General features: G+C 44.7%; 23 protein-coding genes. 2 read left to right on the top strand and 21 right to left on the bottom strand.

Annotated features, from left to right (window positions below; genetic code table 11):
• Positions 1–365 precede the first annotated feature (365 nt).
• The 5 genes from AC04Q6_RS03990 to vanR all read right to left on the bottom strand — a co-directional run bounded on the left by AC04Q6_RS03990 (position 366) and on the right by vanR (position 4,934).
• A complete protein-coding gene (locus tag AC04Q6_RS03990; protein ID WP_119248356.1) occupies positions 366–1,607 on the bottom strand; it encodes an ABC transporter permease subunit in 1,242 nt (413 codons plus the stop codon).
• 1 nt (position 1,608) lies between these two features.
• Positions 1,609–2,496 carry an ABC transporter ATP-binding protein gene (locus tag AC04Q6_RS03985; protein WP_119248357.1) on the bottom strand — a complete coding sequence of 296 codons (888 nt, stop codon included), beginning with the start codon at positions 2,494–2,496 and terminating at the stop codon, positions 1,609–1,611.
• A gap of 140 nt (positions 2,497–2,636) precedes the next feature.
• Positions 2,637–3,686, bottom strand: a complete 1,050-nt coding sequence (locus AC04Q6_RS03980; protein ID WP_476389542.1) for an ATP-binding protein — start codon at positions 3,684–3,686, stop codon at positions 2,637–2,639.
• A gap of 26 nt (positions 3,687–3,712) precedes the next feature.
• Positions 3,713–4,222, bottom strand: a complete 510-nt coding sequence (locus AC04Q6_RS03975; protein ID WP_118069940.1) for a VanZ family protein — start codon at positions 4,220–4,222, stop codon at positions 3,713–3,715.
• A 16-nt stretch (positions 4,223–4,238) separates the two neighbouring features.
• Positions 4,239–4,934 (bottom strand): VanR-ABDEGLN family response regulator transcription factor, encoded by a 696-nt coding sequence (gene vanR / locus AC04Q6_RS03970; protein ID WP_118069938.1) that lies wholly within the window; start codon positions 4,932–4,934, stop codon positions 4,239–4,241.
• Between the two features lie 380 nt (positions 4,935–5,314).
• Between vanR and AC04Q6_RS03965 the strand changes: the two genes are divergently transcribed.
• Complete coding sequence (locus AC04Q6_RS03965) at positions 5,315–5,794, top strand: sigma-70 family RNA polymerase sigma factor (RefSeq protein WP_055056121.1); 480 nt, start codon at positions 5,315–5,317, stop codon at positions 5,792–5,794.
• Positions 5,791–7,233 (top strand): DUF4367 domain-containing protein, encoded by a 1,443-nt coding sequence (locus AC04Q6_RS03960; RefSeq protein ID WP_118069936.1) that lies wholly within the window; start codon positions 5,791–5,793, stop codon positions 7,231–7,233. The genes AC04Q6_RS03965 and AC04Q6_RS03960 overlap by 4 nt, the downstream gene beginning before the upstream one ends.
• 88 nt (positions 7,234–7,321) lie before the next feature.
• Here the strand turns inward: AC04Q6_RS03960 and AC04Q6_RS03955 are convergent, their stop codons facing one another.
• The 16 genes from AC04Q6_RS03955 to AC04Q6_RS03880 all read right to left on the bottom strand — a co-directional run bounded on the left by AC04Q6_RS03955 (position 7,322) and on the right by AC04Q6_RS03880 (position 24,460).
• Positions 7,322–9,070, bottom strand: coding sequence for a M56 family metallopeptidase (locus tag AC04Q6_RS03955; protein ID WP_118069934.1), 1,749 nt, complete (start codon positions 9,068–9,070; stop codon positions 7,322–7,324).
• Between the two features lie 6 nt (positions 9,071–9,076).
• Entirely contained in the window at positions 9,077–9,466 is a 390-nt protein-coding gene (locus AC04Q6_RS03950; protein ID WP_026649345.1) for a BlaI/MecI/CopY family transcriptional regulator, read from the bottom strand.
• A 132-nt stretch (positions 9,467–9,598) separates the two neighbouring features.
• The gene (locus tag AC04Q6_RS03945; protein WP_118069930.1) at positions 9,599–10,489 is read right to left on the bottom strand and encodes a hypothetical protein; all 891 of its coding nucleotides are present in this window, start codon (positions 10,487–10,489) and stop codon (positions 9,599–9,601) included.
• A 100-nt stretch (positions 10,490–10,589) separates the two neighbouring features.
• On the bottom strand, positions 10,590–10,874 hold the full coding sequence (locus tag AC04Q6_RS03940) for a hypothetical protein (RefSeq protein WP_118078656.1): 285 nt from the start codon (positions 10,872–10,874) through the stop codon (positions 10,590–10,592).
• A 162-nt stretch (positions 10,875–11,036) separates the two neighbouring features.
• On the bottom strand, positions 11,037–14,918 hold the full coding sequence (locus AC04Q6_RS03935) for a cadherin-like beta sandwich domain-containing protein (RefSeq protein WP_476389541.1): 3,882 nt from the start codon (positions 14,916–14,918) through the stop codon (positions 11,037–11,039).
• Between the two features lie 27 nt (positions 14,919–14,945).
• Positions 14,946–15,986, bottom strand: a complete 1,041-nt coding sequence (locus AC04Q6_RS03930; protein WP_476389540.1) for a hypothetical protein — start codon at positions 15,984–15,986, stop codon at positions 14,946–14,948.
• Positions 15,973–16,605 (bottom strand): hypothetical protein, encoded by a 633-nt coding sequence (locus AC04Q6_RS03925; RefSeq protein WP_476389539.1) that lies wholly within the window; start codon positions 16,603–16,605, stop codon positions 15,973–15,975. Before AC04Q6_RS03925 ends, AC04Q6_RS03930 begins: the two co-directional genes overlap by 14 nt.
• Positions 16,605–17,975 carry a DUF4430 domain-containing protein gene (locus AC04Q6_RS03920; protein WP_173761653.1) on the bottom strand — a complete coding sequence of 457 codons (1,371 nt, stop codon included), beginning with the start codon at positions 17,973–17,975 and terminating at the stop codon, positions 16,605–16,607. The genes AC04Q6_RS03925 and AC04Q6_RS03920 overlap by 1 nt, the downstream gene beginning before the upstream one ends.
• 13 nt (positions 17,976–17,988) lie before the next feature.
• Positions 17,989–20,313: a transglutaminase TgpA family protein gene (locus AC04Q6_RS03915; protein WP_187306458.1), complete on the bottom strand. Its 2,325-nt coding sequence runs from the start codon at positions 20,311–20,313 to the stop codon at positions 17,989–17,991.
• On the bottom strand, positions 20,226–20,831 hold the full coding sequence (locus AC04Q6_RS03910; RefSeq protein ID WP_476389538.1) for a DUF58 domain-containing protein: 606 nt from the start codon (positions 20,829–20,831) through the stop codon (positions 20,226–20,228). Before AC04Q6_RS03910 ends, AC04Q6_RS03915 begins: the two co-directional genes overlap by 88 nt.
• Positions 20,803–21,144: a hypothetical protein gene (locus tag AC04Q6_RS03905; protein WP_476389537.1), complete on the bottom strand. Its 342-nt coding sequence runs from the start codon at positions 21,142–21,144 to the stop codon at positions 20,803–20,805. The genes AC04Q6_RS03910 and AC04Q6_RS03905 overlap by 29 nt, the downstream gene beginning before the upstream one ends.
• Before the next feature lie 267 nt (positions 21,145–21,411).
• The gene (locus AC04Q6_RS03900) at positions 21,412–21,567 is read right to left on the bottom strand and encodes a hypothetical protein (RefSeq protein ID WP_476389536.1); all 156 of its coding nucleotides are present in this window, start codon (positions 21,565–21,567) and stop codon (positions 21,412–21,414) included.
• Complete coding sequence (locus AC04Q6_RS03895) at positions 21,533–22,273, bottom strand: AAA family ATPase (RefSeq protein ID WP_476389535.1); 741 nt, start codon at positions 22,271–22,273, stop codon at positions 21,533–21,535. The genes AC04Q6_RS03900 and AC04Q6_RS03895 overlap by 35 nt, the downstream gene beginning before the upstream one ends.
• Positions 22,274–22,369: 96 nt before the next feature.
• Positions 22,370–23,338, bottom strand: coding sequence for a prenyltransferase/squalene oxidase repeat-containing protein (locus AC04Q6_RS03890; protein ID WP_119248227.1), 969 nt, complete (start codon positions 23,336–23,338; stop codon positions 22,370–22,372).
• A 106-nt stretch (positions 23,339–23,444) separates the two neighbouring features.
• Positions 23,445–24,092, bottom strand: coding sequence for a TIM barrel protein (locus AC04Q6_RS03885; RefSeq protein WP_476389534.1), 648 nt, complete (start codon positions 24,090–24,092; stop codon positions 23,445–23,447).
• On the bottom strand, positions 24,089–24,460 hold the full coding sequence (locus tag AC04Q6_RS03880; RefSeq protein ID WP_476389545.1) for a hypothetical protein: 372 nt from the start codon (positions 24,458–24,460) through the stop codon (positions 24,089–24,091). The genes AC04Q6_RS03885 and AC04Q6_RS03880 overlap by 4 nt, the downstream gene beginning before the upstream one ends.
• Between the last annotated feature and the right edge of the window lie 246 nt (positions 24,461–24,706).

The following is a 24,706-nucleotide window of genomic DNA, read 5'->3' as shown; positions in this document are numbered from 1 at the left end:
CCCGCTCTGGCTATCAAATAAAAAAAGCCAAACACAACAGTAAAACTTATTATGTTTGGCTAGGTCAACTTGTTATTTTTTTATCACTTCTTATGGTTGTATTATACTATATATTTCTCTATAGTAAAACAATTTTTTATATTATTTTTTATTTTAATATTATATTTCTACTTTCATCAATTTTTCAGATATTTTCAACGCATAAACAATGCTATTAGCTACAATATTTCCGGAAAATTCATCATAGGTTTGTGTTGCCACAAAGAAACGCTGGCTCTGAAAATCAAAGCCGTCGTTCCAAATTGTCTGCTTTTTCTTTTGCCGTCGTGCGGCAGATAATCAATTCATTCTATTTTGAACTTCTTTTATGCTACCTGATGTCTACAATAGGAATGAATCGCCAAGAATGTAAACACAAATAATTCAATTCCTGCCGAAATCAAAATAACATGCGGTGTCCAGAAACTCGTTCCACCGATATGCAGATAATTGAAATCTGCAAGCTGAGAAAGGAAATTGTTCTGCATACCAATTCCGGCAGATGGAAGTATGGTAGAGAGCCATGTTGCTCCCATCGCCACATATGCAAAAAGCGGCATGAGAAGAACTACAATAGAGATCAGCAAAACTGTCAATGTGTCTTTACATTTTGCAGACAGGAACAGCGTACAGCTAACCGTTGCTAATACAGAAAGTAAGCCCGCTGCTGCGAGAATTATCTGCAACTGCCCCAGATTGATGTTTGGCAGATTAATGATAGAGTATCGCATCTGAAACGATGTTTTTAAGCAATCCGTCCCGAACGCTGCATCTAAAATCAGAATGTGTACCGTGATCCCGACAAGGAAAGTAACAACGAAAAGTGTAAATGCCGCCAGAATTTTGGTAATTGCTAATTGTTTATGCCCGTATTTGGTGGTTCGCAGGATGCTGTCACCGCCCGTTTGATATTCTCCGGCGAAAGTAGGTGCTGCGATTGCCACACACAAAATAGCAAGGAACAAAATATAAAACTCAATATAATCAAATGCATCTTTAGAAATTCCAGAATGAAGATAAAATGGCGTATCAAGTTCTGAATATTTTTCAAGAGCTTTCTGCTGTGCGGTTTCGTTTTTTCTTTGCTCATTCCGCATGACATCCTGTAAATGTTCTGCGCACTTTTCATAATAGGCTCCGTCAATGTCATTCGGGTCAATATCCATTAAATCAGCACCAATGCCTGTTAATGGATCAGCAAACGCTTCGGACAGACCCATCAGCAAGTGACGGAACGGGACGATTTTTTCAATAAATACAGCCAGAGGAAAGCCCTCTTCCTCGACTGGCCCATATTCTCGAACGCAGCTTTGATAAGTTTCCAAAGCCGATTTGATCCTATCCGGGGTCACTTCACCAGCGGATGTTTTATATAAATCTTGTTTGTACTTGATAGCTGACAAGCCATCTAATTCTGTAACCGTGCCATCTTCGTTTGGACGGTTAATACCCTCAAATGAAATAGGCAGGTATGCCATGGCTACGGAAAGCAAAAGTGCGATTGCAAGTAAAATCAGGGTGCGCCGTGACTTCAAAATACGTTTTAGTTCAAGTCTAAAGAGCCGCATATTATCTGTCCTCCTTTTCCAAGTCTGTCTGCGGGAACAACCACAGATACAGATCTTCCAATCGTGGCTCCGTTGTAACAGACCCATCAATTTCCGAATGCTCGGACAGATAACGAATAGAAACCTGATTGTGATCTTCGCCTCGCTGATTGATAATGCGCAGCCGCATTTCACATTCCGGCAGCTTTGAGGTCGGAATTATGCAATTCCAAACCTTGCCCTCAATCCGCTTGACAAGTTCTGCGGTAGTTCCGACATCAACAATTTCTCCGGCTTTCATAATTGCGTTGCGCGTAGAAATATATTCTATGTCAGATACGATATGGGTGGAAATCAACACGATTCGATCATGCGAAAACTCGGAAATGAAATTCCGCAGACGCACGCGCTCTCCGGGATCAAGTCCTGCTGTCGGTTCGTCCATGACAAGTATCTCCGGGTCGTTCAACATAGCCTGCGCAATACCAACACGACGCTTCATGCCGCCTGACAGATTGGAGATTTTTTTCTTTTTCACATCGGAGAGCGAAAGAATGTCCAACAAATGATGGATCTTTTGGGTGGTTGCCCTTGTAGGAATATCTTTCAGCGCAGCCATATACTCCAAATAATCTTTGACCGTAAAATCCCGGTGATACCCAAAATCCTGCGGCAGAAAGCCAAACTTGCTTCGGTAAACTTCACCCAACTCTCGAATGTTTTTTCTGTCATAGTAAACCGCTCCGCTGGTTGGTGTCATAATATCAGCAATCATGCGCATGAGCGTTGTTTTCCCTGCGCCATTCGCCCCCAAAAGTCCCCAAACGCCGGGAGTCAATGTCAGATGGACATCATTTACTGCTGTTTTGTCTTTGAACTGCTTGCTTAAATGCTCTATTTTCAGTTCCATGCTTACACTCCTTTCTTTTGCTTCAGCTGAACAATAAAAAGCCCTTGTTCGATAATCATTGTACCGAACAAAGGCTTTTCAATCTCAAAAATCACACGCTTAAATTCCTAAGGTATTCCTAAGATCACATTCTTATTTTCCTAAGCGGAAAGGGGTAATGTAATCACAAAGTCTATAGTTTCGTTTTGACTGGATGCAGTAATCTTTCCACCATGTAAATGTATAATTTCTTCCGCAATAGAAAGACCAAGTCCCGCACCACCTGTATTAGAAAGCCGGGCTTCATCCAACCGATTGAATTTTTCAAATATACTGTTAAGCTGTTCCTCCGGGATTGTTTCCCCACGATTTTCAAAAGTGATCTGAATATCATGTTCTAACCGTTTAGCGGATATAGTGATCTCTGTCTGTGGGTAGCTGTATGACGCGGCGTTCCGCAAAAGGTTACTGAAAACTCTCGCCAGTTTTTCAGGGTCAGCGTTCACGGATAAGTTATCCTCCGCAGTAAATACCGCTGTATTGCCATTTGCGGAGAGTGTCGGATATATTTCATCTATTACCTGCGCAATCAGACAATGTAAATCTACATTTTCTTTTTTGATAATGACCGTATGTGCATTGTACTTGGTAATTTCAAAAAGTTCATTGATGAGCTTTTCAAGGCGTTCTGCCTTATTCAACGCAACTTTTACATACTTTTCCTTTTGCTGCTCAGGCATATCAGGAGCTTCATGGAGCAGGCTCAAATAGCCGATCACTGTTGTCAGAGGTGTGCGTATATCATGTGCCAGGTACATGACAATTTCATTTTTCTTTTCTTCTGCCTGCTTTGCAGCCTGCTTGCTTAACAGAACAGACATTTTGATCTGATTGAGCTGTTCCTCAAGTTCTTTCAGCGGATCAGACAACGATACGGTATGACTGTTCTGCTCATAGACCGTTTGGGTTGCGTCAATTACTTCATCCAGATAGTCCCACGGCTTTTTCCAATAGTAATTGAAGATACATACAAAGCCTATCACCAGATACAGAATAAACAGCGGACCAAGCCGCCAGTAGAGCCATGCAAAAATACCGTTGTCAAATTTTGAAAAGATGTAGTCCAAGATAAGGGTCAAACCATATCCAACAACGGTATAAACCAGCAATGATAGGTATAGGCGCACTTTAAGGCGCTTTTCTGTTGCCATTTTCTTATTCGACATGAATACACCTCCTACCGATTAGCAAACAGAAGAAAGCCAAGCAGGCCAATCACGACAACACTTACTATGCCTGCCAGAATGGAAAACAGTCTGTTTGCTTTTATTCTATTTCCGATTAACCGGGCTGCTATCGAATATACAGCAAGTCCCAAAAGACCGCCTGCCGTATTTGTGAGTACATCGGTAATATCAGACCGTCCGACTGCTAAGATATACTGCATAGTTTCCAATAAAAAACTTGTTCCAGCAATCAGCATGAATTTCACATATAATTTTGTTCTTGGCAGAAGCATTTGAAGATAAATACCCATAGGCACAAATATCAAGAAATTTTCGAGCACCTCTGTTAAGTGAAATGCTGCTCCAATTTCCTTGTCATAGTGAAAAGGAATTAAGTTTATACTTCTTATCTTGTCCAGATCACTGATTGAAAATTGTAATTTGAAAAGTATGATCCAAACCAAGAGTGCCAGATAAATTAAGAATAAAATGGTTACGAAGCAATTTGATTTTCTTTTCATAGCGTACTCCTTTCGCTTAAATTTTGTAACCAACACCCCAAATCGTTTTAATATACTGCGGAGTATCGGAAGTATCTTTCAGTTTCTCACGCAGATGCCGGATATGCACAGTAATTGTGCTGCTGTTTTTAGAGTAGTATTCATCTTTCCAAACTGCATGAAACAGTTCCTCAATGCTTACAACATTCCCGGCACTTTCCAAAAGAACCTGGAGGATAGAAAATTCTGTCGGTGTCAGAGAAACCGGCTCACCGTCTAACAGACATTCATGGGTCTGCACATTCAGGCACAATTTGTTATAGGAAAGTTCCGATGGAACTTTCTCTGTGATGATACCGGGCGAATATTTCTTGTAACGTCTTAACTGCGCTTTCACTCTGGCAACTACTTCAAGTGGGCGAAAAGGTTTTGTCACATAATCGTCCGCTCCCAATGTCAGCCCCGTTATTTTATCCGTTTCCTCAATTTTAGCCGTTAGCATGATGATTGGATAAGTGTATTTCTTTCGGATAAGCTGGCAAAGTGAAAAGCCATTCATATCCGGGAGCATAATATCCAGAATGGCAAGATCAATATCGCCGCTTTCAATACACGACATGGCATCCGTTGCGCAGTAAAATTTATAAACGACGTAATTTTCGTTTTTCAAGTAGACCTCCAACAGATCCGCTATATCTTGCTCGTCATCTATAATTAGTATCTTTTCAGACATATTTTCAACTCTCCTTTTTGCTTGTACTCGATTAAGTATAACAAATACAGCATCTAAATTCACAATGGATTGCATGCGAAATTATTAAGATTTTCCTAACTTTTTTTATGCTAATATGATAATGCACATTAGCATATTAGCATGAAAGTAATCACAAATAACACCCATGAACAAATTTAATTATAACAATGTCCCTTTGCAAATGCTTGTTTTATTGCTTTCATTATGGAATACTATCGAAAATAGACATTTTTTTGTGCAAAACCACGAACTTGTCCATTTATAAGAAAAAGAATAAATTACTAGGGATATTTTTGATTTCTGCACGTCTAATAGATGTAAAGAAAATGCTGGCTGGCAAAAAAAGAGGTGGTGTTTAAATGACAAAGGAACAACTTGGATCTCTGATCCTAGATTCAGAAAGACAATTATACTCAACTGCAAAAACAATTTTATTTAGTGACTATGACTGTGCAGATGCTATTCAGGAAACAATTGTGAAGGCTTTTTCCAACGTCGGTACATTAAAAAACGATAACTATGCCCGGACCTGGTTAATCCGTATCTTAATCAACGAATGTTACAGTCTTGTGCGTAAATCCAGTAAATTTATCCCATTGGAAAATCTAGCTGACAGACAGGAACCGGAATTAGAAAAAACAAAGAATTACAGTGAATTATATACAGCCGTAAATTCCTTAAAAGAGGAACTGCGTTTACCCGTTATTCTATACTATATAGAAGATTTCAGTGTAAAAGAAATCGCCCAGATCCTTGAAATATCGGAAGGTGCCGTTCAAAAGAGACTTGCAAGGGCAAGAGGAAAATTAAGGCAGGAATTACAGGAGGTGTCAATATGAGATTAGAAGATATGAAAAACGATATTCCCGAAACACCGGATTTTATCCATAATATGATTCAAAATGAGGTGGCAAAGCAGCTGGCGGATAATAAAGTGGCGAATCTGCGAAGAAGAAAACGATGGACAGCTCCGAAAGTTGCCGCAGTGGCAGCTGCGTGTGTGCTGGCAGTTTCCACGGCAGTATATGCAGGAGTAAATCTGTATCACTGGTTTTTGGAAAAACAGGGTTCTTATGGTGTTTCAGTCAAAATTGATGCTGGTGATGCAGCAAAGAAGACCGTACTTCCAGATGAGGTCCCAGAGGTAGATCTGTCTACTAAATATGTTCCGGAGGGCATGAGCTGGATTGACGAGTACCATCTCCAATATCCTGAGCATGACATGACTGGCGGGTTCAGTTTTTCATTTGTCCTGTTGGATAAAAATGATCTGGGACAGGTAGTACAGGATCAGAATGTTATTGATAGTGAAGAGCGTACATTTGGAAAATACCAGGGGATATATCTCAAATATAATAGCATTACCGAAAACGGGGCTCTTAACCAGAGAATTTATCTTATCTGCCCGGATTTATATCGTGTGCTTATGATCTACATCGGAGATGATGTGTCAAAGGATGAAGCCATAAAAGTTGCAGAAAATCTGGTGATTGAGGGAAACACGACTATGGTAAAGACCGCCGGATTACCTACATGGAGCGGAGAGATGATATCTGAAAAGACAGAAGATGATAATGATGAAATAAGTACTTCTGTAAATGAGAAAAAACTACCCATTTACCAAATTGGTGACACCTTTGATCTGGATGTGATTGGTGAAAACACAAATGGTGAATATCTGGAAAAAACGATTTCTGTAAAGGTAGATTCTGTTCAAATTTCTGATGATCTTCAGCTTCTCGATCCGGACAAAATACCACAAGAATGGGCGAAAGCCATTGATGCTGATGGAAAGCTAGCTACAAACACATTGAATTATGTGAAATCTGGCGACGGAATCGATTCCCTGGATGAAATTGTGAAGTCAGAGGAAGTGAATCAGAAACTGGTCTATGTTACAGTTACCTATACCAATCATTCAAATGAGGAAATCGACCATATGCTTTATCTTGGTGCTTTACTGACCCTGACTAAGGAAAATGGAAAAGTACAGCTTTACATTCCAACAGAACAGGCCGGCGATGGCTATGACTACATTAGCTGGGACGGCGTGGCAAAGACTGGAGGAATGGTATATTATAGTGTCTCTGAAAATTATGGCAATGGTGGAAACTACATTTCCTCTATAAAACCAGGCGAAAGTGTACAGCTGAACATGGCCTGGATCGTAAATGAAAGCGACCTCAAAAATCTGTATCTGAATGTGACTGGAGACGGAGCTTCATATGAGTTCTCTGAATATATACTGAAAAAGGGACTAGTAGATATTCGCAAATAATATGCTATCGTTTATGATCCCATTTTTTATATGTCATATATAAAAAAAGCGTTTTTCGATTCCTTTTGGTTTCGAAAAACGCTTTCTTTTATTCTGTATAGATGTTCCCATTCTCATCCGTCCAGGTGCCGTCACCATTGTCTGTGTATCCGACCCCATCTGCGTCACAATAATAATAATCTCCGTTTGTTGTTTCTATTACATTAACAGTACCGTTACTGCCCTGGAGTTCATGCTGTTCCAGTTGGTTTCCGAAATGATAACCTTCGTCATTCCAGGTACGATATGAATTTCCATTGGCATCTGCCCAGTTTCCATCTCCCTGATAACTGTATCGGCTCCCATAATAATCAGAATAGGTCCCATCTCCGTTATCGTAAAGAACTCTGGATTCTTCATCTCCTCCACCCGGTGCTACAATTGATGCTACACCGGAAGTAGTACTGAATCCACTGGTATATGGTACGCCTGCTGGCAGATTTTCATAAGATGAAACAGACCCGTTGTTGTCAGAGGTAATTCCATCATCGGTCGTTTCACTTACCTGTCCGCTGTTTTCCATGGCAGGTTCATCGTTTGTTTCCGCATCTGCTTTTTCCTCTTCGTCTACAGAATCCTCTGTATCTGTATTCTCTGTCACTCCTCCTTCGTCCTGGGTTTCAGCAGCTTTCTGCATAGTTACCATTTCAGAAAATGGTGCATAATCCGGTACATTATTTTTCTCTGGATCTGCATTTTTTTCAATACCAGACTTCTCCGTCTCTACTGAAACTGTATCTGTCCCGGCAGAGACATTAAATACCAGATTACCGCCTGCAAGCAGCAGCGTCACAAGAATTCCCGGAAGAATTCCTTTGCGGAGTTTCCGAATGTTCACCATATACAGAATCCGATCTTTAAACACCATTTCGCTGTCATTAAGACTTGCTGTCACATATGGAATCTGATTTTCCATGGCTACTGTCCTGAGAAGCAGCTGTCGATATAATTTATGTTCCTTTTTATTAACTCTGCGAACAACTGCTGTATCACACAGATTCTCAATATCCTTATCCGCTTCTTTCAGCATGATAAGAAGAAAGGGATTGAACCAGTATATCGATGCACAGATTCGAAGGAGCATCTTATACCAGAGATCCCGATGGCAATAATGTGTAAGTTCATGGTAAAAGATAAGTTTTCTTTCTTCTGCTGAATACCCGGTTGCTGGTAGATACAATTTTGTATGTAAAAGTCCTGCAAGAAGCGGTGTGGTAAGACCTGCGTTTTGCCTGAGTTCCGGTATTCTGCGTACGTGCTTCTTTTGACACGCTGCACGGTACATCTGAATACTCACCGTATCACTTACCTGCAGACTCATCCGTTCCAGATTCCTTATAGAAAAATAATATGCCAGCAATTCTCCTGTCAGTTTAAGTACCGCTACGCTCAGCCAGACAGCAGCAAAAATCAAAGCCACAATTCCCAGCCATTTATCTGATTCGTACCTGACAGTTCTCTTTTGTTCCGGGATTTCTGTCAGATTTTTCATGTCATTGCTCGCAGATGATACGTTTTCTGTTATCTTCTGACTTTCCTCTGGTCTGACTGCGTAATCTGTTATCTTCGGGTTTTGCGTATTCTGTTGACTGCTTCTAAGTACTTTGAAATCCACCAGTGCCAGATTCGCCGGAAGGCGCACCGGAACACAAAGGCTTATCGTAATCAACAGCCAGATAAGGTACTTCCATCTCGCTGATACACGTCCTTTAAACAGAGTTGCAAGCACTTTTACCAGTAAAATTACTACTGCTGCAATAATATTCAGTTTCAGAATGTGCAGAATAAGAACTTCCATAATTCGCTATTCCTCCCTGTCCTCCAGGTTCTTAAGAAATTCACTAAGATCCTGGACTTCTTCTGAGCTGATCTTCTTTCCATGATAAAGTGAAGTTACAAACTTTTTTAGTGAATTCCCATAAAGTTTCTCAAGAACACTCTGGCTTTCATGTGCCTGATAATCTGACTGCGAAACCAGGGGTGTATACAGATTCATTTTTCCCTGTTTCGTCACTTCCACGAAATTTTTGTTCTCCAATCTGGTCAGCAATGACAAAATTGTTGTTGATGCAAGCTTTTTCTTCATATTGATCACTTTCTCAATCTCCGGTCTGGTCATCGGCGGAGTATTATTCCAAAGAACAAGCATAATATCCAGCTCTGATTCCGGAAGTCTCTGGTAAGTTTTTTTCACTTTTTCATACCTCCTGTTACATATTTTCTACAAATGTAGGAATAACTCTATTTTACCACAGTTCACGGAAATGGCAAGGGCTTTTGCACAATTTGCAAATGCCCTTGCCATTCCTGCAGCTACTGACCACTATCAGTCTATTTCTGTATAACTGCTGCCATTTTCATCACTCCATGTCCCGTCTCCGTTGTCCGTAAATCCTGTACCATTTTCATCCTGGAAATAATAATCACCATTTGTAGTTTCCGTAACCGTCACAGTATTACCGTTTGCATCCTGAAGGTCATGCTGTTCCAACGTATGTCCCAGATGATGAGTATCATCATTCAGAGCTGAGTAGGTATTTCCATTTTCGTCGGTATAAGTCTCATCCCCATTATCGGTATAGTTCATTCCATCATCTCCACGATATTCACAAGAATAATCTTTGTGAAGAATGTAATTAATCTCAATGGTATTTCCATCACTGTCAACTAATGTCATTGGTGAGGTAGTAAGGATATCGGAATCATCATCGCTGTCCGAGGATTTTGTAGAAGCATTTTCTTCTGTATCGGAGGAATCTGAATCTCCTCCTGACTTCTGACTGGCAGTATCTGTAGTTGACTTATCAGAATCATCGGTCTGGTTTTCATTCTCCTGTCTGGTAAGTGAAGGATTTCCAGGATAAGAAATATATTCTACAAATTTTCTGACGTCACTGATATCATCTGCATCTTTTGCATATCCCACTGCCATATACAGGCTGTTTCCCTCTGAATAAATTGTCTGATAGCAGGCATCGTATGTGTCATTGCATTTGGCAATCCCTGTTTTGATATCCTTCAGTGAATATTTATAGATATTTACATAATCATTTCCGTTCGTATAGCTTGCATAGGTACCTTTCGTATCTGCTTTTTCCCATTCAGATCCAGCCGGCGGCTGTGTATAGAAATCGTTATTTCCTGCTGCCATAACCGTTGCAGCTGAAAAAATCCCAAGTGTTGCTACCGTCATAAATGTCATAAATTTTGTCTTCATCGTGGATTCTCCTAGAATTTTATTTTCTACATCTGTAGAAGTTAATTGTATTCTACAACTGTAGAATACAATTGTCAATTCTTTTTTTAATATTTTTTTATCATCTCAGTTTAATTTCTATTTTTCCTTCCACTGGGCTATATAAATCCAGAGGATCTTCATCACTTTCATAAACACGTCCTTCGCCTTCTCCGTAAGTATCTTCTGTTCCAGTTTCATATTTTTTATATGTTGTTCTGTTTTTTTCTTCTTTATTTACATTTATGGTATTCTTCTCCAGTTCTCCCCAATTTGATGAAAATTCAAAAATATAGTCATCCGTATTATATAGAACGTATTTTTTTCTGTTTGGTTGCACTTTTTTTATAAATTTTTTTGTTACCATAATTCCATTATCACTATAACATATTATCTAATCATTCTTCTCTCCCTGGTCAACTATTAATATCGTAATCTACTTCTGCAAATAAAGCTACATGCAAAAAATGAAAAAAGGAGCTGCCATTCCATGTGTATTCATGAAAGGCAGCTCCTGCTTGAATCATTTTTATTTAACTACTACTTTTACTTTTTTTCGGATCTTTCCAGATTTCACTGTGATATAGGCTGTTCCCTTTTTCTTTCCGATGATCACACCCTTGGAATTTACCGTTGCGATCTTCTTATTTGAAGAACTGTAGGTAACTTTCTCCTGGGAAGTGATCGGGCTGATGACCGGTTTCAGCGTAAGTTTTTTATTCCTTGCAACGGTCACGCTTGATTTCAGTCCGGTGATCTTTGTTGTTCTTACTGTTGTTTTTTGCACAGTAATGGAAATGACCTGTTTCTTGCCGCTGGCCAGTGTAATGGTCACTTTGGCTTTTCCGGCTTTCAAGCCTTTCATCGTTCCCTTGCTGTTTACAGAAACGATTTTCTTATTGCTGGAAGTCCAGCTTTTAACGGAATCACCCTTTGCAAGTCTAGAAACCTTTATTTTGGAAGTAGACTGTTTTACTTTCAGCTTAATGCTGGTAGCCGTTACCTTGATTGTGGGTGTCAGTTTTTTGCCGACGGTCCTCTTTTCCTTGCGGCCCTTGTTGCTGGTACGCATCTGTACAGCCGGTGAAAATACCGTGGCTGCAGAGATCGTTTTCCATGGTCCGAACACCTCCGGTACTTCTGTAGGTGTTGGTGTCGGAACGTTTTCTTTCCGCTGTATGGTAAGAAGATAGTCTGTTTTTCCGCTTCCGGCAGCTGTTACCGTGATCTTCACCTGTGCTTCGCCTGCATCTGTTTCCCAGTATACATTTACACGTTTCGTTTTTCCGTTTGCCACAACCGGCATGGATACTTTCTCAACACCTTTTACTTTCTGTACCGTTACCGTGGCATCCCCATCTGAAGGTTCCACATAAAGGCGGAGGAACTTTTCCTTATTTTCCTCTTTGTCTGCAAGATACGAAACGGTATAGCTGGTTTTGGTGCTGTCAAATACCGGTGATAATGTAAGATATTTTGAAGTATCTGTAAAAGTATTGCTGGTACTTACCACCAGGTTTGCCAGGGAGGAATTTCCAAGCCCGCTGGTAAGGTGGAAGATATAATCCCTGCTCTTTCCGTTCAGTGTTGTTTTAACCGTAACATCTGCCTGTCCGGATCTTACATCTGCCACATAAGTTCCATTGGAAGCTTTTCCGTTGACAGTCAGGGTACATCCGGCAGGTGCTTTAAATGTCAGGGTCACTTTTGTAGCATTTTCAGCAACCCTTAAGGTATGCTCTTTTTCCGAACGCTGGAATGCTTTTTCCCAGCTGACCCGGCCAGTATCTGCTTCTGCTGATACACTGTCAAGGTAAGCTCCATTTGTTTCCAGTGCCATCAGATAACAGGAGTCATTCTTATAATAAAGTGTCCCATCCCTGTCTACGCAGATCGGACTGATGCAGTACTCCTGCTGTGCGAGTACCGGACGGAAGAGTTCTTTCGGTTTTCCGGAAGTCTGGCCCGGCTCATCTGTCAGCATATAGATACCGCCAGGTTTTGCATTGTAGGTAAAATACAGATAAACACGTCCATCCGCTTTGCCATCTCCATTAAAGTCCTGGTTTTCATAAGCGGTCGAAAGAAGCGGTGCTGCCTGCGGATATCCCGGGATAGAAACTTTATATGCAAGGGAAAGACCGGAAGCAGATTCTGTCAGGACATCAAAATGGTGTCCCCCATCCGCATTGTACTGTCCGCCGTTTCCGCAGACACCTACATAGATTCTTCCTTTATAGACGACCGGTGTGGATGTTGCCGCACCGCCCAGGTTATAGCTTGCCACTGCACCGAAAGTACCATCTGCATTCATGGCAACCCGGTAGAGATATCCGCCTTTGGTCGTAAAATAAACATATCCGTTGTTATAAACAATGGTGGATCGGATATCGCCGATCATGTCTGTGCGCTTGTCGATCAGCTGTCCGGTGTGCGTATTAACTGAATACAGGATAGAAGTATAGGCATCACCGGCCCCGTCATCAGAACCAAACACCAGATAATTTTCGGACGCATAAGCACCTGTCCAGTAAAAACCGCCCTTATGGTTATATTTCCAGGTACAGTATTTTATCTCATCACCTTTTGACGGGTCTTCATCTGTAACAGAAAGGCAGAAGTAAGAACCAGGGGTTGTATCCGAAGTCCAGGTTCCGGTATAAATATATCCATCCTTATAGGTGATCGGGGAAAGTGTCTGGCCTCCCAGGCTCTCACTGATCCAGAGGGATTTTAAAGAAGTGGCACTCAGTGCCTGGATCTGTCCGCCGCCGATCTGTGCAAAAAGCATTCCTTCCGCATAAGCAAGCGGAATCATGGCATACTGCATATTTCCGTGCATCTGTTCACTGGTCTGCACGATATCCCCGGTATTTTTATCTATTTTATAGATGAACTGTCCGGATGCCACGTAAAGATAGCCGCCCAGGATCAGTGGAGGGGTAAGTGCTGCATCCCATCCCTTTGCATCCAGATGCAGGGACCATTTCTGCACCGTTGTATCCTTGCTGGTCGGCGTGGAGGTATTGGTGATCCCGTTGTTTGTTTCACTGTTCCGGTAACTGCTCCAGTCATTATCCGTGATCTCTGGCTGCGTTGCCGTCTGCTGTTCCAGTTTTACCTGGATCTCTGTTTCCTCACCTACCGTAAGCTTCTCTCTTCTGGAGATATATCCATGTCGTGACACATTCCAGGTATACTCATCCCCGTAATAAAGAGAATCATACACAGAAGCATCTTTGGAAGGTTCCACACGCTCCCCTTTAGAATCATATACACTGACCACTGCATCCGATGGATCTGTTACAAAAGCGATCGAGGACTTTGCTTTTTTATGTACGGTGATCGTATAGGTGCCTGTGGATGTATAAGTGATATCCTGATAAGCCGGATCCTGATAAGTCCCGTCTTCGTTCATCTGGAAAGTGATCCTGGTCTCAGAACCGTCAAGTGGGATCTCAATGGCATTGCTGCCGGATACTGCCTGTCCGTTTACGGTAAGGCCATACCACTTGTCATTAAAGGCTTTTGCAGAAACTTTTACAGATTCTGTATTCTCACCCACTGTCACATCATAATCCCTGGTGATACCGGCACTGTCAAATTCTGAGATCAGGTTTTTGGCCATATCCGTGTCCGAGGGAAGGTAACAGCCGATCATGGAAAGATCCAGCCTCCGGAGCACTACGATCTTGTAAGTCTGGCTGTCTGTGGCTGTACCGGCTGTTACTGTGTAAACAGCCCTTTTTCCATTATCTTTTGTAAAAACATTTGAAAAATTATAACGTTTTCCATCGGTATATCCGGTTGCAATGATCTCACTCTCAACCGTCTTTCCATCAAGATCGCAGGCAGATAACCGGATCGTCGATCCCTCCGGCGCATCGGCCCCCAGATCTGCCGTTACATAAAATCCGGTAGAATTATAACTGGATCCGATCTCAACGGTATAGGTTTTCCCGCCATAAGTTTCATCCAAATCTTCCCTGCGGCTGATCTCCAGAGGATCCTTAACGCCATAGCCGGAATACACACTGAGATCCTTGAGATATTCTTTCGTACTGTTCTCCCCGGCAGATGGAGCATCCTCAAAGGTAAGTTCTGCAGAATCTTCATCGTCAGAGCCGTCCATGACCAGTTCCTCCTGATCCTCGCCGTTAAATTCCCCCTCTGAGGATTCCGCATCTTTTGGTTCCTCTGTTTCCGGTTCTTCGGTGATCTCCACGTCACTGTCTCCCGGCTCTTCTGTGATCTCTGTCCCTTCCTGGACATCCGGCTGTGCTTCCGTCTCTGCTGCCCCGGAAGAAAAATCACTTTCCATGGATATGTCGGCTCCATAGACCGGAGCTGTCCCTGCCAGCATGCTCACCGACAGAAGGACTGCCAGCCATTTTCCTAATCTTCCTTTCATCTGATGTTTACCTCCCTTTTGGATTTTTTACTGCTGAAGCAGTGGATTCCTGCTTTTTATTTTTCTGAAACTGCGTCTCGCTCCTGTCCATAAGAGCAGGTACAAAACTCCTGCCAGTGCAAATAAGGATAGAATCCTGGTAAAGAGTTTCATGTGCGTCCAGGTGTCTGTTACTTTACTTCCTACCAGTTCCGGGATACTTTTTCCTTCGTTTTTGGAGGAAGCGGATGCTGTCCCGGATGTAGTCTCTTTTTCTTTGCTTTCAGTCAGTTCTTCTGTGGATGACGCTTCTGTTTTCTCTTTTGTTTTGTCTTTTACGGCATCCGCTTTTTTGCTGCTTTTCTTTTCACCTGATGTACCGGAACCGGAGCCTTTTTTCTTCGTACCGGCATAAGCCGTCAGTTTCTTTTCCTTGTTTTCGTCTGTGCTATCCAATCCGTTCTTTCCGGATGCCGTACCTTTTCCGCCAACCGTTTTCAGATTTGTAAGGGATCCTTCCCCATTATTGCCTTTGCCCGGGACTCCGGCTTCACTTTTATTTCCACCATATCCGGGTCTCTGGGCGATCGAACCGGAATTTCCATTGCCCTCATTTCCCGCTGTCCCGTTATTCTTCTTTCTGACATCAGGGATCCGGATCACCATCGGACTGCTTACATTGCCTGCAAGGTCTTTTACCACGATCACCACATCTTTTTCACCTTCTGACAGGCCTGTAATGGTCAGGGTATCGCTTCCTTTCAGTACTTCTCTTCCCTCTTTTGAGGTATCCGGGGTCTGTACTTTCGCACCGGCCTCTATAACACGGTAATAGCATTGTCCCCTTTCACTGGTCTTATATACTACTGAGGCCTGGTCCACGGATATCCTGCTCGCACTGATCTTTTTCAGTTCCGGCGGGGTCTGGTCCGTAATCCCAAGTGTCAGGTAATAATCCCTCCGGGTGCCGTCCTGTGCGGTTACCTGCACCCGGACCATAGCTTCCTTTTCCTGGTCTCCGAAATGGATTTTCCAGTAAACATGCCCCTTTCCATCGTTGCTTTCTTTGATGGTCTCATCTTTTTCCACGGTAGAATGCTTCACTCCGCTCAGCGCATAGATCTTGACCGTGGCATTCTTCTTCCGCTGTCAGCCAGATGTTCAGGCTCTGACGTTCCCCGTCATAAACCGCCTTGTATCTGTCATGGTCCTTGTTTAATGCGGGATCTAGTTTTAAGATCCCTTTTCCCCAGGTATCGGAGCTGGATATATATAATTCTTTCAGATCCGCATTGCTGCTTTTAACTTCCGGAGTGATGGTCGGTTCCGGTGTAACAGAAGGCTCCGGTGTAACAGAAGGCTCCGGCGTAACGGAAGGCTCTGGAGCTGCCGTCGGTTCCGGCGCAGCGGTTGGTTCCGGAGTGGCAGTTGGCTCTGGTGCAGCAGTCGGTTCCGGCACAGCGGTTGGTTCCGGTATCTGGGTCGGCTCCGGTTCTGCAGTCGGCTCCGGAACGGCGGTAGGTTCTGCGGGTACCGATGGTTCTGCCAGCGTTTCCCCTTCCGAACTCTCTGTGCTGTCTGCTGCATAAACTTCCCTGACAAAGATTACATCTGTTTCTGGTGCAGCCCCTCCTGCCAGAAGTCCTGCAGAAAGGGTCCCGATAATAAATTTGTTAATGATCGGTCTCTTTAAATTGTTTTTTTTCATTACCAGTCCCCCCATACTTCGCCGTTATCCCCGACACCCAGATCTGCTCCGGAATACAGGGTAAAGCGAAGCCTTACTTCGTCACCGTCTGCCGGGAAATAGCCCGACATTCCAATGTTCATATATTCACCGTTTACAAAATACATCCAGCCGGAATTCATGGTAAAATCAAATTCTCCCAGCCAGTTGGCATCATGCCCGGACAGCTGGCAGTTTACTTCTGTCAGATGCGCCATCAGGTCATCCGGGATCGAAGCTCCGGAAGTGATGCCGCCGCGTCCGATAGCTTTCAGGTAAAAACCTCCTGTTGCACTTCCATCATTCCTCCAGTCAAACCCGCTGTTCTGCAGAAGCCTTAAGACCACGGAGGAAAGCTGTTCGCCCTGATAAAAGTCGATGGATGTCGCCGGCAGGATTGTCCCAAGTCCGACAGTCCCCGCCTCAATGCTGACCGTGATGGAGCCGGCAGGTTCTTCCTGGCTCTCATTCCCTTTATAGATGGTAAACGTTGGAAGCGTGGTACTCCATCCCTCATCATCCGTTGCCTTGATATCCACAGTGTTGCTGCCCTCATTCAGATCCAGACGGTAAGCCAGGATTCCCGGCGAAGGCTCCCCTTTTGAAGAAAGTCTTTCACCGTTTCCATATACTTCCAGTGCCGTAGAGGATAAGCTGTTCCCGTACCAGTCTACCGCCTGTACATAAAATGTACGGTATGCGGCATTTACCGTTTCCCCGTCAGTCAGGTCTGTGGCGATCGTTGGATAATGGTCTTCCTCCGGTTCCTGTGTCGGTTCCGGCTCCGGAGATGGCGTCGGCGTTGCACTGAGCGGTACCTGCGCCCCATCCTGGTTCCGGTCATCGTCCTGGTCCGGTGTTTCTTTCCGGCTGTCATCATCCTGGTCACCATTTTTGTCATAATGGATGGTATTGTCTTTGGAGCTGTCATTATCCTCGCCTGTGGAGCCGTCTTCCGGATCGGTATCCCCTTTTTGGGTATCTTCCTTCTGGCTGTCCGGTTCCGGTGTCTGGGAAGCTTCCGGCTCTGATGTCGGCTCCGGGGTGACAGTCGCCTGTGCCTCTTCCTTTTTCTTTTCCGGTTCTTCCTCCGGTTCATCTTCCAGGATCTGTGCCTGTTCTTCAAAGGAAGATTCTTCACCCGTGGAAGCATCTTCCTGGCTTCCGGCATAAGCATATCCCTTTCCAAGATAGCCCTTTAAGGAGCTTTCACTGTTCACCCCCTGTACCGGATTTTCACTTTTCTCCGGTTCATAGTTTTTCATTCCCAGAAATAATACTCCAGCAAAAAGCAGGAGACAGACAATAGCTGTCAGAAAGGAAAGCCGGTTATTCTTTTTTCTCTTTTTCATGGTCATTTCCTCCTTAATACAGCCTTTCTATATATTTCATGATCCAGTTTCCATACCAGCTTCTGGCTTTTTTCAGTTCTTTTTTCATCTTCTGCACGCACAGAGCGGTATCCTTTCGTTCTTCTTTTGATACGGCATGGGGACTGAACGCAGCCTTTTCCCCAATAACGCTTGTTTTTCGGTAACACTTCATGGCATCTTCCGAATAAAGCTCAGGGCCATGATAATAAAGAAGTCGCGCATATCCGGCCATGGCGCGAACTGCCTGGCGGTCATCTTCACTTTCAAACAGTTTTCTCCGTCTTCTGTTTGCGTGGATGCGGAGCACACAGACCGTAAAGATAAATATCAGGCAGAAGAGGTCAAATACTGCAAGCAGGAGGATCAGAAGCTTTTCGATTCCGAACAGTGCCAGTTTTAAGCTCCAGTGTGTCTGGATGTTCTCCTGTGCAGGCGGTTCGTCCTGTGCTTCCGGGATGGCGGCTGCTTTGGCTCCTTTTGCCTCCAGGCCTGCCGTGAGGTCTGCTTCCTCCATGACATTATAGTATTCCGGTGTCATTTCTACCGGTACCCATCCAAGGCCGTCCATATAGATCTCGGTCCAGGCATGTCCATTCTTTCCCGGGACTTCTATCGTATCCCCCGGGGTTTTATCTTTGATATCTTCCGGTGTGATCAGATAGCCTTCCACATAACGGGACGGGATCCCGTAATAACGGAACATCAGTGCCGCTGCCGTGGCATAATGGACACTGTGGCCGATCCTGGTGTTTGTCAGGAAGTCCTCTGCAAAATCCCCCTGTCCGGTATACGGATCGGTTGCCGTGCTGTAAGTCAGGTTCTTTTCCAGATAGGAACGGATCCTGCTGATCGCTGTATAGTAATCGGTATGCCCCTGTTCCCGGTTTCCACCGTCCCCCAGTTCTTTGCGGAACAGGGTTTCCAGTGCACCGGACAGCTTCGTATCCTGGCTGTACACAAATGCGTTGTAATAACTCTCATCATCACGGTAGGAATCCCCTTCATCCCTGGCAAGTGCCTGATAGACCCTTGCCCCCAGCACCGTAAAATCTTTTACCAGGTTTCCATTTGCCTGATAGTGATAGTTTCTTGCTCCAAAGAGTCCTTTTGCTTTTAACATACTGTCAGCAAACGGTGTCTCTTTCCTGTATCCTGCAGGCAGTTCTGTGATCTCATAAGGGGTATAGAGATAACGGCTGTCTGCCTTTTCATTTTTTATGTCCACTTCGGATACTTTATCAGAAAGGGCATCATCATCTGCAAATGCCCTTGCACGGCTTAGCTGGGTCTCCCCATAAAATCCATCCTGGTGGAGCCAGTAAAAGAGCGTCCTCTGTTTATAGGCATCCTCCGTATCCAGGCTTTCCCAGGAAGAACCGTCATACACGCTTCCCACAAATCCTCTCAGGTAGAGAGAATCCGGATTTTCCATGGTAACGGAAAGTGCCGTATCATCTGAGGCACTCCAAGCACCGCATTCTTTCAGCTTTCCATCCGGAAGGGTATTTATCTTTCCTTTTTTGTACCGCAGGCTGCTGATCCCGTCCAGGGCCTCTTTTTTAGCTTCTGTGACAAGTGTCGAGGAACCATAGTCTTCGGACGGCATAAACTGTTCCAGAAGGATCCCGGCTGCCAGCATTACCGCACATGCCAGGATGCTTCCTGTCAAAAATGCCCGGCTGCTCTCTGCCCGGTGGCGTTTCCTTCCAGAACGGGAAAGGATAAGATTCAGTTCCAAAAGGATCCCCATGTAAAAAATAACTCCTGTGCCTGCATCCGGTTCCATACCAAGGATTCCCGAAAGGACAGGAAGTACCAGAGCCCAGGCAAGCACCAGTAGATAAAACTTCAATTTCAGGATAAGGAATCCGCAGACTGCCGCTGCCATTCCAAGATAAATAAGGAATACCATGCGGGCGGCATCCCCTCCCTGTATCCCGGCAGTCTCAAACCTTTTGAGGTAAATTCCTGCCCGGCTTCCCAGGATGTCTGCCATATCATTCCAGTATAATGCCATGCCGTCTAAGAGCTGTCCATGGAACAGGAAGATCCCTGCGATGGAAACCATTCCCAGTCCCAGCCGTCCATAAAGCCCATATTTTCCCATTCTTTCTGTTGCAGTACAGAACACTGCCATAAGAAGCACGCTTCCCAAAATCGGTGCCATGCGTTCCTGCTCAGTAAGGACACTCATAAAAAGCAGGAGCCCTCCGCCTGCACTAAGCCAGATCAGTGCAGTTTCCAGCAGGATACCGGACAGTTGTTTTCCATATGCTGTTTTTGACTGTCTTTTGGATTCTGTGATCCGTATTTCCATAATACCTGTTCTCCTCCACTGTCTCTGCCGCCTGTGCCGCATCCTACGATAGTCACTTCTCCCTTTGCTGCCAGGAGTTCTGCTTCTTTGTCCTGCGGGTCGCCGGTTATATATACATAGTTTGCAAAATTCTGTATTCCCGGGTCTTTTAGATATTCCCGTACCGTGACCGGTGTTTTTGCATCACTTCCATAACGCAGGAAGCGGTACAGGATGTTTTCGCGGTCCTCTTCTGTACGGATCTTCTCCAGCCGGAACTTCCCAGTGCTGTGGTCATAGACTCCGGCCTGGCAGGAGATCTTCTTTTCCATAAAGCTCTGAAGGACTGCTGAAAAGACTTCTGCCACCGTTTCCGCACGCTGCGGATCCCGGTCTGCCTGAAATGCTTCCGCCAGAATCAGTACCGTATCATCCACCGGGAAGCTTTTTTCCCGGATCATAATGTCATCCAGCTTTCCGGACAACTTCCAGTGGATCTGCCGGATACTGTCACCCGGAACGGTATTCCCGGATGTCATAAGTTTCTCCCGGATCATCCCCCGGGCGGCTTCCGGAATAGCGGAAACTTTCCATGTCGAATCCTTCCCTTGTAAAAAGGGAAAGCTCACCTTTTTGTCTTTCCGGCATTACAACGGTATAAGCAGATGTATCAGCCTTCCTTTTTAAAGAAAAGACACGAAAAAAATCCTGGCATTTCCAGTCAGAAAAACAAAATCTGATACAGCCGCACCAGCTGCTTCCGGTCTCAAACCCGATGACCTGTTTTTCCTTTCCTCCCAGGGAAAAGGAAAGAGGGATCTCTCCTTTTCCACCGGTAAAAGACTTTCCCATCTGAGCACTCCTGCTCCGCCAAATACCGGCCATGCAGACTGATTTTCCAAATACATTTTTCCATGGAAACACTCCCATTCTCTCTGATGCCTTTGGGAGATGCAGTTTGATAACGGCTTTTTTTCCGGACAAAACCACACTCCCTGCAGAAAAGATCAAAATAAGAACGGTGAGCAAAAGAACCGCTGCAAAAAGCCATGTGCCTGTAATTACTGCTGCTCCTGCCATGCAGACCAGCCACGAGAGCCACAGGGCCTCCTGTTCCTTCTATCGTCCTTCCACCTTCGGTTCCGCCACGTCTGCCAGAATCTCAGAAAGGATCTCACGGGCAGATTTTTCCTGATACCTCGCCTTGGAATCCAGAATCATTCTGTGTGCCGCAACGTCCTTAAAGACATCCTGTACGTCGCTTTGGAATAACATAATCCCTTTCTTTCATATAGGCAGCTGCTTTTGCCATCCTTACCAGTGCCAGGGTTCCACGCGGGCTTAATCCCAGTGTGATCAGTTCATGATTTCTCGTAGCCTCTGCAAGATGTGCCACATAATCAAGCACCTGGTCTGCCACATAGATCTCCTGTACCTCTTTCTGGAGTTTCAGCACCTCCTCCCGGGTAACTACGGTCTTTGCATTTTCCAGGGGATTTTCCTTCTGTCTGTCCCGTAACAGTTCCACCACAGGCTCTGGTGATCCGGATATCCCATGCTGACACTCATCATAAAAACGGTCAAGCTGTGATGCCGGAAGGAGCTGTGTACCGGAAGAGCCCACCGGGTTTTCTGTGGCAATGACTACAAACGGGGATGGCACACAATGGGTTTCCCCGTCTACCGTCACCTTTCCTTCTTCCATTACTTCCAGAAGGGCAGACTGGGTCTTACTGGAAGTACGGTTGATCTCATCTGCCAATAAAAGGTTGCACATGACCGCTCCCTCATGATAGGAGAACTGTCCGTTCTGTTTGTCATACATGGTAAATCCGGTCACATCGGAAGGGACAACATCCGGGGTGAACTGGATACGGTTAAATTCCATCCCCATGAGACGGCTCAGTGCCAGTGCGGTCGTCGTCTTACCGACACCAGGAACATCTTCCAGAAGGACATGTCCCTCTGCGAGCACTGCCATGAGGATCTTATCTGTAATATCTTTTTTTCCTTTAATGATTTTCTCCAGCTGATTCTGGAGTTCTTTATCTTCTGCGGCATTTTCTTTCCTCCATCCTTATCTGTGGTCTGTCATATCAAAAAAGCTGTTTTCCTTATCCTGGTAACGCTGGTAAGCCACCAGTGCACAGAATCCCTGGTCTGTTGCCATGGGGTTGCTTTCCCCGTCCAGGGTATGTTTAAAACTTCCATCCTTCTGATAAAAAGTCATCAGGGTATCATACAGGCCTTTTCCATCTTTCTGGAAGCGTTCATCCTCATTGCAGTCTACGCCTACCGCACTGAGGGCGATCACGGTCTGGGAAATAGATTCTGAGCTCTTTGCGCCAAATGCGGTATAACCGCCATCATCGTCCTGTATATCTGCCAGAAATTCCACACCCTTGTCAATGACTTCCTTTACATCTTCTTCATCCTGGTAGGGTTCCAGGCTCTGCAGTGTCATGGCGGTCAGATCCACATCCCCGTCTTCTGCGTTATCATCCAGGGAAAATCCGCCATCTGCTTTTTCCCGTTCCAATATGTAATCCAGATATTTCTGTTCCAGTTCCCCGTCTTTATTGGCATCCGGGTCATCGGCATTTAAGGCGATCAGTGCATAGATGGCACCGTTTAAACCCTGTGAGACCACTGCATCAAAATCTTCCAGCGACTTTTCGATATCATAGCCGCCAATATCTGTCGGATCTTTCCCTATGGATTTCAGGGCCATGACTGCCCTGGAATACTCGGTATAACGGTTATCGCTGAGCACGCCTTCCTGGTCTTTGACACGTTTTTCAAGATTGGCCCGGTATTTTTCAAAATAGTTTTCATCTACCGTTTCTCCTGAACGGGCAAGTGCGATCACTGTCCATTCCCCACCCAGGGTATCTGATGCCGGTGAAGTTACGGTTTCCTGTTCATAAGCAGCTGTCTTTTTCAGTGCATCTTCCAGCTTTGGGGTTCCGCCCCCGCAGCCTGTCAAAAGCCCCGCTGTGGTAACTAACACCAGAAACTGGCATGTCCGTTTTTTTAATCTGTTCATAATTTCCCCCTCATTTTTTCCTTTATCTGTTTTACGCTGAGAATCACATCTTCTTTATTGGAACATTCTATCGTCCAGGTCCGTTCCTTTGTGCAGGGAAGAAGTTTTAAAACCTTTTCCATGGAATTGTGCCCTTTCCTAAGCCCAAATGGGAATCCCTGTCCCCTGTATTGTCATGGATATGGACATGTCCGACATATGGAGCAAGTTCCTTCGCCCATTTAAGGACAGAGATTTCCGAATAGCAGTGTGCATGCCCCATATCCAGGCACAGCTTAAACTTTGGATGATCTACGATTCTATATACATCCAAAAGAAGCCGCCAGTCTTCATCCAGGACATTTTCCATGACGATCTCAGGGCCTTCCCGGTCTTTTAAAAACTCCCGGAAAAACCGGCCTGTTTGTTCCGCCCATCCTTCCCGGAAATATACCGTAGGGATCATCCCGGAATGGTATACGATCTTTTCTGCCCCCAGGCGGATCCCTGCCTGGTAACACTGGTCAAACCGTTCCATCGTCACTTTCCTTATCCGACTGTCAAAAGATGCCGGGTTTAAGTCCAGGAAAGGCCCATGCAGGGTAAGCGGCGGATTTCCCATCTGCCCCAGCCTTTTTTGATACAGTTCTATTTTTCTTTCCAGCTGGTCCAAATTGTCGGAAATGGAAAACTCAATGCTCTCCACCCCAGTCCCGTACTGGCAGCAGAGCTCTTTCATATCTTCGTCGCAGATCAAATGGCTGACATAGATCAAAGCATTTCCTCTTTCCCGGACTCAATCAGCCCGTATTTTTTCTTAATGCGTTCCAGTTTTTCAAGAAGCGGCCTGCTCAAAAACCATAAAAAGATCACAGTTGACAGTGCATGCACCAGATCCACAGGGATCCCTGAAATGTAAAAAGCAACCAGGCTGGCCGGTGTGATGTATCCGTAAGACATTAAGATGCTTGCCGGATTCATGATCCCGCCATAGATGAGCACCACACTTAAAAATCCATAGATACAAAGATCCCGCTTCCTTGCTTTTAAGATTCCTTTCTGGTAAAGAATTCCTGCCAGGAACCCGATGATGCCAAAAGAGAACATCTGCCATGGTGTCCAGGGACCCTGTCCCATAAACATGTTGGATAACGTGCGTGATAAGACAGCCAACGAGAAACCCCGCCTCTCCCCCAAAAGAAACACCGGTAAGGATCACAATAGCAGCTACCGGTTTGAAACTGGGTACCATAAAGAAGGCAGCCCTGCCTGCAACACCAATCGCTGCAAGGACAGAGATCACCATGATTTCCCGTGCTTTTGGTTTGCGTCCTTCAAACATCATAAAAAACGGGAGCATTGCAGCCACGATCACAATCAGGCTGCATA

The sequence above is a fragment of the Blautia sp. HA9023 genome (assembly GCF_056504095.1).
The sequence above is the reverse complement of the archived record's forward strand: the minus strand, read 5'-3'. Positions and strand labels throughout refer to the sequence as shown.

Excerpts from the sequence above, each read along its gene's own strand:
- AC04Q6_RS03990 (WP_119248356.1), bottom strand. The coding sequence starts at position 1,607 with ATGCGGCTCTTTAGACTTGAACTAAAACGTATTTTGAAGTCACGGCGC.
- AC04Q6_RS03985 (WP_119248357.1), bottom strand. The coding sequence starts at position 2,496 with ATGGAACTGAAAATAGAGCATTTAAGCAAGCAGTTCAAAGACAAAACA.
- AC04Q6_RS03980 (WP_476389542.1), bottom strand. The coding sequence starts at position 3,686 with ATGGCAACAGAAAAGCGCCTTAAAGTGCGCCTATACCTATCATTGCTG.
- AC04Q6_RS03975 (WP_118069940.1), bottom strand. The coding sequence starts at position 4,222 with ATGAAAAGAAAATCAAATTGCTTCGTAACCATTTTATTCTTAATTTAT.
- vanR (WP_118069938.1), bottom strand. The coding sequence starts at position 4,934 with ATGTCTGAAAAGATACTAATTATAGATGACGAGCAAGATATAGCGGAT.
- AC04Q6_RS03965 (WP_055056121.1), top strand. The coding sequence starts at position 5,315 with ATGACAAAGGAACAACTTGGATCTCTGATCCTAGATTCAGAAAGACAA.
- AC04Q6_RS03960 (WP_118069936.1), top strand. The coding sequence starts at position 5,791 with ATGAGATTAGAAGATATGAAAAACGATATTCCCGAAACACCGGATTTT.
- AC04Q6_RS03955 (WP_118069934.1), bottom strand. The coding sequence starts at position 9,070 with ATGGAAGTTCTTATTCTGCACATTCTGAAACTGAATATTATTGCAGCA.
- AC04Q6_RS03945 (WP_118069930.1), bottom strand. The coding sequence starts at position 10,489 with ATGAAGACAAAATTTATGACATTTATGACGGTAGCAACACTTGGGATT.
- AC04Q6_RS03940 (WP_118078656.1), bottom strand. The coding sequence starts at position 10,874 with ATGGTAACAAAAAAATTTATAAAAAAAGTGCAACCAAACAGAAAAAAA.
- AC04Q6_RS03935 (WP_476389541.1), bottom strand. The coding sequence starts at position 14,918 with ATGAAAGGAAGATTAGGAAAATGGCTGGCAGTCCTTCTGTCGGTGAGC.
- AC04Q6_RS03925 (WP_476389539.1), bottom strand. The coding sequence starts at position 16,605 with ATGAAAAAAAACAATTTAAAGAGACCGATCATTAACAAATTTATTATC.
- AC04Q6_RS03920 (WP_173761653.1), bottom strand. The coding sequence starts at position 17,975 with ATGAAAAAGAGAAAAAAGAATAACCGGCTTTCCTTTCTGACAGCTATT.
- AC04Q6_RS03915 (WP_187306458.1), bottom strand. The coding sequence starts at position 20,313 with ATGGAAATACGGATCACAGAATCCAAAAGACAGTCAAAAACAGCATAT.
- AC04Q6_RS03910 (WP_476389538.1), bottom strand. The coding sequence starts at position 20,831 with ATGACATCCGGGAATACCGTTCCGGGTGACAGTATCCGGCAGATCCAC.
- AC04Q6_RS03905 (WP_476389537.1), bottom strand. The coding sequence starts at position 21,144 with ATGGGAAAGTCTTTTACCGGTGGAAAAGGAGAGATCCCTCTTTCCTTT.
- AC04Q6_RS03900 (WP_476389536.1), bottom strand. The coding sequence starts at position 21,567 with ATGTTATTCCAAAGCGACGTACAGGATGTCTTTAAGGACGTTGCGGCA.
- AC04Q6_RS03895 (WP_476389535.1), bottom strand. The coding sequence starts at position 22,273 with ATGGCAGTGCTCGCAGAGGGACATGTCCTTCTGGAAGATGTTCCTGGT.
- AC04Q6_RS03890 (WP_119248227.1), bottom strand. The coding sequence starts at position 23,338 with ATGAACAGATTAAAAAAACGGACATGCCAGTTTCTGGTGTTAGTTACC.
- AC04Q6_RS03880 (WP_476389545.1), bottom strand. The coding sequence starts at position 24,460 with ATGTTTATGGGACAGGGTCCCTGGACACCATGGCAGATGTTCTCTTTT.